Below are 13488 nucleotides of genomic sequence, written 5' to 3'. Positions count from 1 at the left end.
AGAGTTATTAGCTGTGAGTTGGTGCAGGGTGGAAGGAAAGTTAACTGTTGACCGTTCACTGTTAACTGTTGACTATTCACTGTTAACTGTTACAGATAAAGTAGTTAAACCCGCCCGTACAGAGTTATGAGTTATGCTCAGCAGATAAATCTGAGAGATAGAAATAAGGAGGCTTTTATCGAGTTAGCAATATTGAGATTTGAGTTGAGAATTGCGACATCAATACTCAAAATTCAACACTTACAACTCTTCCTTTGAACGAGCGCGAATAAATTCATTGACACCGTACCAATTTCTTAACACACAACTTAACACTACGAACTGATAACTCCGCTTGCGTGGTGGTAGAGGGCTGGTTTTGAGCGAAAGTAGGTAGGAGTGAAAGCGTAAGGACTTTTGTTGAATTCTTGCGCGATCGCACTCAACATACCCCAGCTTGGCATTCGACTGCAACCTCCGCCCCTGCCAACCCTAAAACCTCGTCAGTCGATTTTAGATTTTAGATTTTAGATTTTAGATTTACTCCACAGATGAATCTGGGAGATTGAAATTTAGTCTAAAATCTAAAATTTGGATTCTGCACGAATTAAGTCGGGGGCTTATTTCCGTTTTTTGACGGGTCAGTCGATTTTAGATTTTAGATTTTAGATTTTAGATTTTAGATCTACTCCACAGATGAATCTGGGAGATTGAAATTTAGTCTAAAATCTAAAATTTGGATTCTTCACGACTTAAGTCGGGGGCTTATCTCCGTTTTTTGACGGGTCAGTCGATTTTAGATTTTAGATTTTAGATTTTAGATTTTAGATCTACTCCACAGATGAATCTGGGAGATTGAAATTTAGTCTAAAATCTAAAATTTGGATTCTTCACGACTTAAGTCGGGGGCTTATCTCCGTTTTTTGACGGGTCAGTCGATTTTAGATTTTAGATTTTAGATTTTAGATTTACTCGACAGACGAATCTGGGAGCTGGAACTTTAATCTAAAATCTAAAATTTTTGGTTCTCCACGACTTAAGTCGGGGGCTTATCTCCGTTTTTTGACCCGTCAAAAACATCTATTGTTGAATATCCGCTCTGCGGTTTGAACCGTGAGATTTTTGAATAAGCCGACCACCGACAACCAGTCGATCGATCGAAATTAATCGCTAAATTTGGTTCAGGCCCCGCTCCGGCGGGTTTGGCGCTAGATTTAGCCCGTGAATGTACAACAAAAAGGCTTGAAGTCTTGAACAGAAGCAAATTGCACCCAGCCCGCGTTGCTGGTTGACGAGGGCGGCGAGCGACTAAAGCGCTCGAGCCGCCGCGGCTTCCATAACAAGCGATTATAGCGTGAAAGGACACATCCCGATCGAGAGCCGAAGGTGAAATATTCCACCACGGCTTCCCTATCTTAACCATAACCCAGGATTAGCTGACTACGCTCAACCTGTAGAAGCTGAATTTCCTGCTGGCTGACTTGTTCGAGCATGAAAACAATATGTTCTGGCTTTAGCAAGTTGCCATCGCTGCGACAACTGCCAGTAAAGCGCAAGACGGCTCTACCTTCGGATGTACCACTCCTAGCAGAGGTGCTGCTGTCTTGTTTCTGCTCTACAAGTTCTAGTTTGTGCAGTCGATCGCGCAAATTGACATTGTGCGTCTTTCCCGACTTAGTAGTATGCACCCGCCAAAAAGCCTCGGTTTCGGCGATCGTCTTGACCCAAGCTTCCCAGTTGGCATCAGGAGCCACAGAGACAGGAGCAGAATTTTCATGGTCTAATTCGCCATTTTCTGTCAACGAACCCCCTAAAGCCACAGTAATCACGTACTCCGCTGCTTCTAACAACTGGTTAGCAGAAGGAGCCTTAAGATCGATCGACTCAACCTTGTAAATCGGAATATTTTCCGGCAGCTTAGCGGCCAACTTTTCCCGAAAACTCTCAATATCGATCGGCTCAGTGAGCTCAAAGTCGGCAATTTCCCCAGTGCTGGTAACACCCAGAGGCAGAGCATTAGCCAGAGAAATCCGAGGGTTCGGGTGAAACCCGCCCGTAAAAGAAATCGGCAAATCGGCTCTGCGGACTACTCGATCGAACAATCGGATCAAATCCAAATGACCCACCAAAGCCATATCGCCCACCTTCCCAAACCAAACCCGAACACGCTGTTTCCGCTCCGTATTCGGCACGAACTCCCCAGCAAACTCAGGAATTGGCAGCGCATCCACAACCACATTGTGTCCGAAATCGGTGCCGCAAACCCCACAGCGCGAACACCCTTCAAAGGAACAGTCGGGAACAGTCGCTGCTTCCAAAGCCTTTTGCAAGTCAATTTTCAGCCAGTTTTTGTCGATTCCCGTATCTAAATGATCCCAAGGCAAAGGTTGATCCAGTAGGGGCGGTGTCCCCGTGCCCGCCCCCGCTGGTAGGGGCGGTGTCCCCGTGCCCGCCCCCGCTGGTAGGGGCGGTGTCCCCGTGCCCGCCCCCGCTGGTAGGGGCGGTGCCCCCGTGCCCGCGCCCGCTGGTAGGGGCGGTGTCCTCGTGCCCGCCCCCGCCGGTAGGGGCGGTGTCCCCGTGCCCGCCCCCGCTGGTAGGGGCGGTGTCCCCGTGCCCGCCCCCGCCGTTAAATTCATCCGTGTATCCGTGTCCGCATCCGTGTCGTGCTCCTCTTCCTTCTCAAAAAGATTCCACTCGCCGCTTTCGACTTGGCGGTATTTCCAGGTAAGGCCCGATTCATCTATCGCCTGAGTCCAAGCTTTGTAAGCCTGATCCAAGCTTTCCCACCACGCATCCATACCCGCGCCAAGTTCCCAAGCGCGGCGGACTACTGCAGCCAAACGTCGATCGCCCCGTCCGACAAAATCCTCCATTGCCGAAATCCGCACATCAGTGTAATTCACCTTGACGCCCCGCATCCCCCGAAACTCTCCCTTCAGGAGTTTTTGCTTGCGGGAAAACTCAGCAGTAGAAACCGAGTGCCACTGAAAAGGAGTGTGAGGCTTAGGCGTAAAATTAGAAATTGTCAAGTTAAAAGTCAGTCCCCGCCGGCCATCCAGCCTGCATTCCCTGTGCAGCCAGCGGACTGTTTCGGCGATGCCCACAACATCTTCATCGGTTTCTCCGGGCAAACCGATCATAAAATACAGCTTGATTTTATCCCAGCCGCGATCGACCGCAGTTTTGACACCCCGAAGCAATTCTTCGTTGGTCAAACCTTTGTTAACGATGTCGCGCATCCGCTGAGTACCAGCTTCCGGCGCAAAAGTCAAACCGCCTTGCCGCGTCCCGCCGAGAATGTCGGCAATATTATCGTCAAATCTGTCAACCCGCTGGCTGGGTAGAGACAGAGAAATATTTTTATCTTTCAGGCGATTTTTGATTTCCATCCCGACTGCTGGGAGTGCCAGATAGTCGGAACAACTCAGGGAAAGCAGGGAAAACTCGCTGTGCCCGGTGGCTTGCATCCCCTGTTCGATCGCCTCTACGACTTGCTGAGGTTCGACATCGCGCGCGGGGCGAGTCAGCATTCCCGGCTGACAGAAGCGACAGCCGCGGGTGCATCCCCGGCGGATTTCTACTGTCAGTCTGTCGTGTACTGTCTGGACGTAGGGAACCAGGCCGATCGAATAAGCTGGTATCGGAGTTGCGACGCGGCGCAGAATTCGTTCTGGAACTTGCGGGCGGTTGGGATGAACAGAACCGTCGGCCGCCATATCGTAGAATTGCGGGACGTAGACGCCTGGAATTTGCGCTAAATCCAGCAGCAATGCTTCTCGGCTCAAATTATTTGTTTTGCCTTCTGCCAAAATCAAGCCAATTTCTGGCAGCAACTCTTCTCCATCTCCCAAAGCGATGAAGTCAAAAAAGTCCGCGTAGGGTTCGGGGTTGGAAGTTGCCGTTTGCCCGCCAGCAAAAATCAGCGGCATTTGACCGTTTTGGCGATTTGTCGCTCTTTCTTGCCAAGTTAGTGGAATGCCGGCTAAATCCAGCATTTCCAGAATGTTTGTTGCTCCGAGTTCGTAGCTGAGGCTGAAGCCCAGAATATCAAATTCTGTGAGCGATCGCCTCGATTCTACGGCAAACAGCGGAGTTTTGGTCGTTAGCGCAGCCCTCGGAGAGGATCGCAGTTTTGCTGCCAAGTCGGCGGCGGGCAAATAAGCCCGATCGCACAACTGCCTCGGCAAAGCATTCAAAATGTTGTAAAGGATGATGTGCCCCAGATTGGAAGCACCAACTTCATACACTTCTGGGTAAGTGAGAACCCAGCGCACAGACGCCGCGTCCCAAGGCTTGTGCGTAGCCCCCAATTCGTTTCCCAGATAACGAGCAGGCTGATTAATCTCTGCTGTAAGTAATTCTTCGACTTTTACTGCCACGGCTCGACTCGCTAAATAGTTGCGACTCTTAAGCAGCCTACCTTAAAATCTGCCAACACGCCAACGACAGTCGTCTGTCTTTTCGGCCATTTAACCGAATTTGCTGTGTTTTGTTGCCTGTTCTCGTCGATGAGGAGGCTTTATCAGTGTTGTTTTACGCAGGAGTTTTCGGCCTCAAAGCTATCGACATTTTCAAATATCTCAAAAACTCGATCGAGTTGGCTGAGTTCCAGAATCATCTTAATCCCAGGGGATACCGAGCAAAGACTAAACCGGCGCCCAATTTTTTTCGCCTGCTTGAGGCCGGAAACCAATGTCATTAAACCGGCACTGTCAATAAATTTTACTTCGGCCAAATCTACGAGTACCGCTACCACTCCGGGGGCTGCAATTGCTGTCGTTAGTTGTACGTCGAATTCTCCGCAGGTGGCTGCATTCAGGTAGTCTAGGGGTCGAATCACCGTAATTGGTTTATGGGCAAGAAGTGTCTGCATATGTCAAACCTATGATTGCTACGTATTTTCAACTACTGCGCTGGACGGATGTAAGCCTAAACCTACTTGATTACTCTGAGCCTAACTTAATTTGAGGCAAACTGACCAGTTGTTGTCAGTAGTTTTACTGAATCTTTATTTATTGACTCTTTTTTATGAAGTTTTGCGTAAGATTTGGGGAGGAAACGTAAGCTACTATACTATTTTTTATTGATACCTGCAGGTTGAGTCTTGGTAACTATAAAAATTGCGATCGACTTTGCCCTAGCTGTTAGATAAAACTGAACAATGTAATTTAAATCACTTATGAGTTCTGATCTAGATCACCTGTTTGCTCGACAGTTTAGAGGAGAATAAAACTGTACGGAGTTCTCCGACTTACTATGCAAGCAACTCATGCTATTCGTCAACTTGTAGAAAAAGCCCTCTACATTAAGCAGTTGACGCCTGACATTGAAAACGAAATCAATTACGAGCTCACCCGTTTGGGGTACATCTCGGATATTGATTATGAGGCTTTAGAGTTATTAATGGATGAAATGGATGCCGGTCGGGTGCAATTGGTATCTAGCCGTCGATAGTGGGAATCGGGCGGCGAGTCCACATCCAAGAATCAAAAAATCCTTGCACGGCGGGCAATAGAGGAGTGTTATAAGCATTTACGCCGACCGAATATTTTTCTAATGAAGCATCTCGTTGCTGAACTTGATATTTGAGGAGATACTGTTAAGGGCGATCGTCCCTGCACCTCTGATCAAAAGCTAAAAACTTTGACTTAAATTAAATCTATAACTTTTGGGGTATGACAAATTAGGTTAATTGTAACTAAGAGTCATGCTTAATAAAGCAGCTAATTGCTGAACTTGATATTTGAGGAGAGACTGTTAAGGGCGATCGTCCATGAACCTCATACAATTTTAGATTTTAGATTTTAGATTTTAGATTTTACAAATAGTAATACTGATGATTATCGGGGTTTGGAACTTGTCTACAGTTGCATTCCTTTTAGAAACTGCTATCAGTATCAAAAACTACACACTGCCAGCTAAATTAAATTTATTACTTTTGGGGCTTGACAAATTAGCTCTAAGTCTAATTAATACTAAAAAAAGTTTTTCGGCAGGATTAGGACTAAGGGCAACTCTCACAAAGTAAAGCTTAAATTTTAAGTATGTAGTGCCAGTTGGCCTTAGTCCTAAGAATTATTATCCGATCGCTCGAATGCCAGAAAATTGATGTGTAGTTACAACATCCGTCATCCCGGAGTCAATCTAAAATCTAAAATCTAAAATCTAAAATCGTTCGATCGCGCCGCCAAACTTGCCACCACTGCCACCAACTCAGCAGGGTCGATCGGCTTGGGCACGTAAATTTGAAAACCTTGCTGCAGGGCCCGTACCCGTTCCTCTACCCTACCAACCGCCGTGAACGCCAACGCCGGAATTTCTCTGTCCGCCATCCGCGATCGCACTTGCCGCAGCAAAGCCTCTCCATCAGGGGTCTGCATCTCGATATCGATCGCCAACACATCTGGATTCAGCCTTTCAATCGCCTCCAAGGCTTCGATTCCCGACCTAGCGGTCTCCACCAAGGCCCCGCAATCTTCGAGCACTGTACAGGTAAAATCGAGGGAATCCGCGTCGATATCGACCACCAACACCCGCACTCCCGAAAGATTGCTGCTGACAAAAGACTCCTTTACAGCGGCTGGCGCCTGGCTTTGAGGAGCCCCAAACACCCCCGACCCGGAAACAGAAAATCCGCCGTCGCCACGCGGCTGTTTAATTGGCAATCTCACCAAAAAGCTCGCTCCCTGTCCCTTCCCAGCCGATGCCGCTTGCACCGTCCCCCCGTGCATTTCCACAAAATGACGCACTAGCGCCAAACCCAAACCCAATCCGTTGTACGATCGCCTTATAGAGCTGTCAGCTTGGCTGAACCGCTCGAAAACATGGGGCAAAAACTCTTCTGAAATCCCTTGTCCCGTGTCGCTGACCTCAATTTCCACACTAGCGGGCGACAAATTCTTACAGCAAGCGGATTCCTCACGGGCCATCGTCCCCTCCACCTTCCGCAGCGCCACCCTCACCTGTCCGCCATCGGGAGTAAACTTAATCGCATTCGACAGCAAATTCCACGCCACCTGTTGCAAGCGGCCGGCATCGCCACAAATCCGCCCCACAGTTGGGTCGAAATCCGTCACAATTTCAATATTTTTTGCCCCAATCGCGGCCGCGAGAGTCTTTATCGCAGCCTCAACAGTCGAAATCACATCCACCCACCGCAAATTCAGCGACAGTTTCCCGGTAATAATCTGCGACACGTCCAGCAAATCGTCGATCAGAGTTGCCAGCGAGCGCGTATTGCGGTCGATCGTTTCCAGAGCCCGAACAGTCGTTTTTTCGTCAAACTTGCGGTTTCGCAACAGTTGTGCCCATCCCAGCATCGCATTCAGCGGCGTCCGCAATTCGTGGGACAAAGTTCCTAGAAACTCGTCTTTAATCCGGTTCGCCCGCGCCAATTCCTCGGCTCGATCGTGCAGTTCTCTTTCCAACTGCTTGCCAACCGTCAAATCGAGAATAAAAGCCACAGATTCTTGTCGCTTTTGCGCCAGCAAAACATATCCGATCAGCACCGGAATCCGGCTGCCGTCTCTCCTCCAGAATTCCTTTTCGTAGGGAGTGCAAACTCCCGTTTCTTGTGCCTCTGCAATCCCCTTCTCGTCAAGAGACCGGTACTCCGGCGGCGCGATCTCAATCCAGTTTAATTCCCCGCGCTGCAACTGTTCCCGCGTGTAACCCACTATCCGCAAAAATTCATCGTTTGCCTCCATGATACGGCCGTTAACATCCCCGAACATAATGCCTATTAAGTTAGCTTCGACCAACATTCTCAGCTTTTCTTCGCTAGCTTTGAATGCAGCTTCTGCTTGCTTGCGATCGCTAACGTCTTGGATGTAAGCCGACAAACCAGAATCGGAAGGATAAAAACGCACCTTCAACCACTTATTCCATAGCGGCACGAATTCTTCATACTCGATTGTTACCTTTTCTGCTACTGCTTGGGTAGCCATTTTGTAACCCTGTAAATCGACCGCCCAGGGAAATATCTCCCAAACCTTTTTACCGATCAGTTCTACTTTTGGTCTGCCTAAAAGCTCAATAGCTTGGTGGTTGACATAGGTATAGTTCCAATTTAAATCTACTGCGATAAAAGCATCGGTAATGCTTTCGAGAATGTTAGTAATTTGATCGTTTGCCGATTGCAGCGCTTTAGCTGTTTCTTCTGCTTGCTTGCGGGCTGCTTGTTCGCGGGACAAAGCAGCAGCGCGTTCTTGTTCTGCCTGTTTTCGATCGCTAATATCGATGTAAGAACCGATGAAACCTGCAAAAGTGCGATCGGGCCTGTACCGGGGTACGCCCGTACCCAAAACCCAGCGGTATTCCCCGTCATAGCGTCTCAGGCGGCATTCGAGCCGGTACTCGCTGCCAGCGTCGAAGGCTTTTTGGTAAATATCCAGACATTCTGGCAAGTCCTCTGGGTGCAAGCTTTCCATCCAACCCGTGCCCCTTTCTTGCGCTAAAGTTCTACCGGTAAACTCCAGCCAAACTTTGTTAAAGTAATCGCCAAGTTGGTCAGTGTCCGACATCCAAATCATCACCGGCGCGGTATCTGCCATAATCCGAAATCGAGCTTCGCTTTCCTGCTGCTGTGCTTCGGCTTGCTTGCGCTCGTTCCGTTCTTGAACTTCCCGCAGGGCCCGCTGAATCGACGGCACCAAGCGTATCAAACGGCGTTTGAGAACATAATCAGTAGCGCCGCTTTTCAAAGTTTCGATCGCCACTTCCTCGCCCAAAGTAGCCGAAACAAAAATAAACGGCACTCCCGGACAAGTAGTGTGGGCGATTTCCAGTGCAGCTATCCCGTTAAAACAAGGCAGCATATAATCTGCCAAAATAATGTCAAAACGTTGTTTTTCCAGCGCCGTGGCAAAGTCTTCTCGATTTTCCACACACACCAGAGAAAATTGGAGCCCGCCATCCACTAGATATGCCTCAATCAGTTCGGCATCTAGGGGACTGTCTTCTACTAAGAGGATATTGAGCGTTTTCACAAAAATTCCTTTTACTTAAATATTAATTCCCGGATACAAAATTTGATCTGGCTGCGGCTTTAAGTGAAGCCCAAAAAAGTCTTGCGTTTTCAATGGCATAAAAAAATGTAAAAATCAATTGGTTTCATCAGAAAAATGGGTAGAAACCCCGTCCTTCTAGGACGGCTTTACAATTTAATTTGTAATGCGCCACGAGTTGTAAGACAAAAATTTACAATCTGCGGGCGATGCGTTTTGAGTTAGACGCTTGCCAGTTTTTAAATCGTGCAAGCTAATTGTTTTCCGGTACGGGTCTTTCTTTGTTGGAGATTCTTGCCAACCGCCAACGTAACAAAATCCGTATTTAGGGTGTTTAACAATTGAACCGCGCTTAAACCCGATACTAATTGTGCCACCATAACGAGGGCGAATATGACCTGTGGAATGTTGCAAGCGATGGAGCTGTCTGCGATGACACTCAAGGGGGATTACTTCTGTTAGCTTGGTGTTGTCGGGTCGAATGTGTCCTCCCGTGTACCAATTAGCCAACACCCAAGAATCAACGCAGTGAGCCTCAAACTTGTTTGATAGTTTCTGTTTTGACTTTTGGAGTCCTAAATTTTGACGCAGTTCGTAAGTATCGTTTCCCGATCTAATCTCAAGATGGGCAATCTTTATGAGTTCAGAATAGAACCAGTGTTTGCCTACTTCTAAGGGGCTAAACGATACGTTCCACACGGGCGAGCCGTTTTTCCAAGTACGGGCTTTGATGTCCTCTACAACAAAAGCTGATACGGGAAACATAGAGGTTAACCAATTAACTATCCTTAACTTCCACTGCCACCTTGACTTAGTAGATGGGGGTATGCGATTTTTGTTAACTAATCTGTTAGCTCGGTTTTGACGGCATGGAGTATTCCGAAATCGCCTCGCACGTCGCATATTGCGCCTGACCTCAACATGGTCTTTTACCCAATCGATCGCATGGGTTTGGATGTTTAAGTAGGTATGGGATTTGGATTTAACGGTAAATCCTTCACGCTTGCTGCCTGGATCGATGCCAACTGCTATTGGTTGATAATTGTGGCTTGAAGGTTCTACATTCAATCGAACACAAAATACCCCCTTTTTCCAGAATGGTGCAGCCTTACCTGACTTAATCCAACGCTTTGCACGGCTTGGGGTAGTCGGCATTAGGGGTCTATTTTCACTGTTGACAACGGGTACAAACATTTACGGTAAGTCCTATTTCTAGGTATATATTTCCCTTCGCCACTAGCACATCCGAGCGGTTAAAAACTAGGGAGGCATTCTTAACGTCTGGTGGGATACCACTCCCAGATGGCTCAGTTTGTCTTAAAGACGCAGGCTAGACACTGTTTTAGTCTTGAATTAAGAAGGTGGTAAGCCTTCCTCTTTCAAGCCCCATGCCTTTAGGCTGGGGTTAGTGACATCTCAATCCTAACTTGTAACCAAGTCTATTGCTGCTTGCCGCGAGGTGAATTCCCGCTCTGACTTGATTGGCTAGTACGCTTGTTTTTCCTTAACTTTCGTCTGCTTCCAAGGAATCGGCACCGCTGGAGTCTTGCTTCTATGCAGCAGTTTAGCTATACCCTGTTGAACAAATAGTTTCGCGCTTCTGGCTAGAAACAACTAGCTATGTAGTAATTTATCTCGCTTGCTACTAACTACTGCTACCTCGTTTGGCAGATTATTTTTTTTTGTAGTGATGCACGAGTTAATTCTATATTGCTTTGCCACTCCTCTCAAACTCGAATTCCCTTGAATTCTCCCCTTATTTCCTGAATATCGAGCAATCGTGTCAAAAAAAGTCAAAGTTGCTGGTATGTCTGCTTTACTTTTTGCCGGATTTGCCTACCATGCAAGTGTTTCATGGTAGGCAACTGTTGCCTTGTTTATCGTAGTTGCCCCTCAAAAATTACCCTTACTTTAATAGCGACTGGTTACATTGCATCTACCCAAAGATATATTTTTCCAGACACACTGCACTCAACCTGCAGAGATTGCCCTGAATTAGGTAAAACTCATATGTTGCACCTTTTTCGAGAACAGGCAAGATGCCTGTTCCACAAAGAGTGAATTTGATTGTGGGATGGGCAGGAGAGCCCGTCCATAAAAAGCTTATGGAAAATGGTGCAAGATATAAGTAAAACGAAGTGCCACCCCACCGAAAATCTGAGAAAGTTCGATCGACCAATTAATTTCCGATACCAATCACAGAAAATTTTATTTGGACTCGCTACACTTCGACTCCCCGGCTGTCTCAGACCACGAATTTCAAAGGTGGTACCCGCCACGTGATTTATCCGTGGAATCCATCCAAAATCGAAAATCTAAAATCCTCAAGCCCCCCCATTTATCCGTGGGGTCGCCTCTAAAATCTAAAATCTAAAATCTAAAATCTAAAATCGCTTGACCGATCGGCTTATTGATTGAACCGACCCAAAATGTCTTAAAATATACAATACGGTGATCTGCTGCACAGCCCGCATATATTAAAATCAAGCGCCAACTTGCAATAATTCTTTAAAATAAAGGTACAGCACCGGCGATCCCTAACTCTTCCCCCTTAGAAAGGGTAGGGTTTAGCAGAATTGAAGACGATCGTCTATGGTGACATCCAGTAAAGCCCGTGCAGTTGCTTTAGTCTCAGCTTTATTCAGGTTATTGGGAACCAGTTACGAGGAGATTTGACCCGCCGTGCTCCAACGCATCAAACAAGACTTAAAAAACGACCTGATCGCAGGACTATTGGTAGTGATACCCTTAGCTACCACCATCTGGCTGACAATTACCGTCGCCAGTTGGGTGATCAATTTTCTCACCAAAATTCCCAAGCAGATCAACCCTTTTGACGGACTCCACCCGATTTTGGTGAATCTGCTAAATCTTTTAGTAGGGCTGGCTGTACCCCTGCTGAGCATCTTAGTCATCGGCTTAATGGCCCGCAACATTTTCGGTAAGTGGCTGCTAGACTTTGGCGAACGGGTGTTGCAGGCAATTCCCCTAGCCGGTTCGGTTTACAAAACCCTCAAACAACTGCTGGGAACCCTCCTCAAATCAAACGACAAATTTCGCCGCGTGGTGTTAGTGGAATATCCCCGGCGGGGAATCTGGACTTTAGCATTTGTGACCGGTACGATCGAGAGTAACGACATCCCACCTCACCTTTCCGGTGAAACCCCGATCGGCATTTTCATCCCCACCACTCCCAACCCCACCACCGGATGGTACGCTATAGTCCCGGAAGCAGATTTAGTCAATTTGTCAATGTCGATCGAAGATGCCTTTAAAGTCATCATCTCCGGCGGCATCGTCAACCCCAGCAACTCAGTTCCAGTAAACCCCGAAAACATCAAGGGCAAAACACTCGAACCCTTGGTATCCGAATCAAGATACCAGGCTGTCCCAGTCGAAGAAGATTGAACCAAGACATCTTTAGTGGCCCTTCAGTTGACAGTTGACAGTTGACAGTTGACAGTTGACCGCAAAAGGGCGACCTCTAGCTGGAAGGAAGAGGATTGGAGTAATGAATAGTCTTCTTTTAATTTCTCCCGATCAGGCTTGGGGCTTTAAACCAATTCTTTCTGGTAAGGCCGTGTAAACTTTCCCCATAGCAGATAATATTTCGACAAAACCAGCCCAAACCGAGAAAGGCTATACTCAGAAACCCGGTTTCGAGCATAAATCTTGGGTTTGACAGCGAAGTATCTGTAAACTACCCGCCGCTGGCGAGTCAGACGGCTGGTTTTGTACCGCTTTTAGTCGAGTTTTCTGCTAAAGTTCAAGTCCGCGCGCGATCGAAAAACTTCCTAAATTCTCAATCCCTATCTAAAAACTATGAAAAAAGCCCGCGAAACAGCACGCGAACTCGCACTCCTCGGCATCAGCCAACTGCCGGCGAACCCAGAACTCTTAGAAGCCAAGAAACTGCAAGATGTTCTCCTCGCCGCCATCCGCACCCTGACAACAGAAGTTCAAGAATCCCTAGAAGCAGCAGCATCCGAAGTGCAGCGGAGTAGCGACAAACTGCTTGCCAGCGAAATCCGCGCCGCCGATATACAAAGTGCTAGAGCAATGGTGCGGGAAGCAGTCGAACTCACCCAAACCGCCATCAACCGTCTCGGTTCAGCAATGGAGTTTCCAGAACTGATCCAGCTAGCCAACCAGCAAGATGTCCGCACCTACGCTTTGCAAATCCTGACCAAAGTCAGCGCCAACCGTGTTCAAATTGATGAATTGCTCTCGGAAGCCCTTGTAGACTGGCAAATAGAACGGTTGGCCCGGATCGATCGAGATATCATGAGAATCGCGATCGCCGAAATGCTATATCTCGGCTTACCCGAACAAGTCAGCGTCAACGAAGCCGTCCAACTCGCAAAACGCTACAGCGGCGACGAAGGACATCGCTTCATCAACGGAGTCCTCCGCCGAGTAGTCGATAAAATCAACGCAGAAGTTGTTAGTCCCTAGTCCTTACTCATAAGTCCTCCGGGTGCTGGGCGGGCACCTTACCCGGAGG

Annotated in this window: 8 protein-coding genes; 3 read left to right on the top strand and 5 right to left on the bottom strand. The window is 47.7% G+C overall.

What is annotated here, in order from left to right; all coding sequences use genetic code 11:
* Positions 1–314 precede the first annotated feature (314 nt).
* The 3 genes from QUB16_RS10745 to QUB16_RS10735 form a co-directional block, all read right to left on the bottom strand.
* Complete coding sequence (locus tag QUB16_RS10745; protein ID WP_333102987.1) at positions 315–443, bottom strand: hypothetical protein; 129 nt, start codon at positions 441–443, stop codon at positions 315–317.
* A gap of 951 nt (positions 444–1394) precedes the next feature.
* On the bottom strand, positions 1395–4358 hold the full coding sequence (locus QUB16_RS10740; RefSeq protein ID WP_333315928.1) for a TIGR03960 family B12-binding radical SAM protein: 2964 nt from the start codon (positions 4356–4358) through the stop codon (positions 1395–1397).
* A gap of 143 nt (positions 4359–4501) precedes the next feature.
* Positions 4502–4852 carry an STAS domain-containing protein gene (locus QUB16_RS10735; protein ID WP_333315927.1) on the bottom strand — a complete coding sequence of 117 codons (351 nt, stop codon included), beginning with the start codon at positions 4850–4852 and terminating at the stop codon, positions 4502–4504.
* Between the two features lie 383 nt (positions 4853–5235).
* Between QUB16_RS10735 and QUB16_RS10730 the strand changes: the two genes are divergently transcribed.
* Positions 5236–5433, top strand: a complete 198-nt coding sequence (locus tag QUB16_RS10730) for a hypothetical protein (RefSeq protein WP_015176637.1) — start codon at positions 5236–5238, stop codon at positions 5431–5433.
* Between the two features lie 704 nt (positions 5434–6137).
* Here the strand turns inward: QUB16_RS10730 and QUB16_RS10725 are convergent.
* Together QUB16_RS10725 and QUB16_RS10720 are read right to left on the bottom strand one after the other, a co-directional pair.
* Positions 6138–8966, bottom strand: coding sequence for a PAS domain S-box protein (locus tag QUB16_RS10725; protein WP_333315926.1), 2829 nt, complete (start codon positions 8964–8966; stop codon positions 6138–6140).
* A 174-nt stretch (positions 8967–9140) separates the two neighbouring features.
* A complete protein-coding gene (locus QUB16_RS10720) occupies positions 9141–10178 on the bottom strand; it encodes an RRXRR domain-containing protein (protein WP_333315925.1) in 1038 nt (345 codons plus the stop codon).
* Between the two features lie 1488 nt (positions 10179–11666).
* On the opposite strand from QUB16_RS10720, the gene QUB16_RS10715 reads away from it, so the two are divergent.
* A complete protein-coding gene (locus tag QUB16_RS10715; RefSeq protein ID WP_333290526.1) occupies positions 11667–12392 on the top strand; it encodes a DUF502 domain-containing protein in 726 nt (241 codons plus the stop codon).
* A 414-nt stretch (positions 12393–12806) separates the two neighbouring features.
* Positions 12807–13439, top strand: coding sequence for a transcription antitermination factor NusB (gene nusB / locus QUB16_RS10710; protein ID WP_333058881.1), 633 nt, complete (start codon positions 12807–12809; stop codon positions 13437–13439).
* Positions 13440–13488: the final 49 nt, after the last annotated feature.

Source organism: Microcoleus sp. D3_18a_C4, from assembly GCF_036702415.1.
Lineage (GTDB): Bacteria > Cyanobacteriota > Cyanobacteriia > Cyanobacteriales > Microcoleaceae > Microcoleus.
Note: the sequence above shows the minus strand (reverse complement) of the source record. Positions and strands in the feature narration are given on the sequence as shown.

Excerpts from the sequence above, each read along its gene's own strand:
- QUB16_RS10720 (WP_333315925.1), bottom strand. The coding sequence starts at position 10,178 with ATGTTTGTACCCGTTGTCAACAGTGAAAATAGACCCCTAATGCCGACT.
- QUB16_RS10730 (WP_015176637.1), top strand. The coding sequence starts at position 5,236 with ATGCAAGCAACTCATGCTATTCGTCAACTTGTAGAAAAAGCCCTCTAC.
- QUB16_RS10745 (WP_333102987.1), bottom strand. The coding sequence starts at position 443 with ATGCCAAGCTGGGGTATGTTGAGTGCGATCGCGCAAGAATTCAACAAA.
- nusB (WP_333058881.1), top strand. The coding sequence starts at position 12,807 with ATGAAAAAAGCCCGCGAAACAGCACGCGAACTCGCACTCCTCGGCATC.
- QUB16_RS10735 (WP_333315927.1), bottom strand. The coding sequence starts at position 4,852 with ATGCAGACACTTCTTGCCCATAAACCAATTACGGTGATTCGACCCCTA.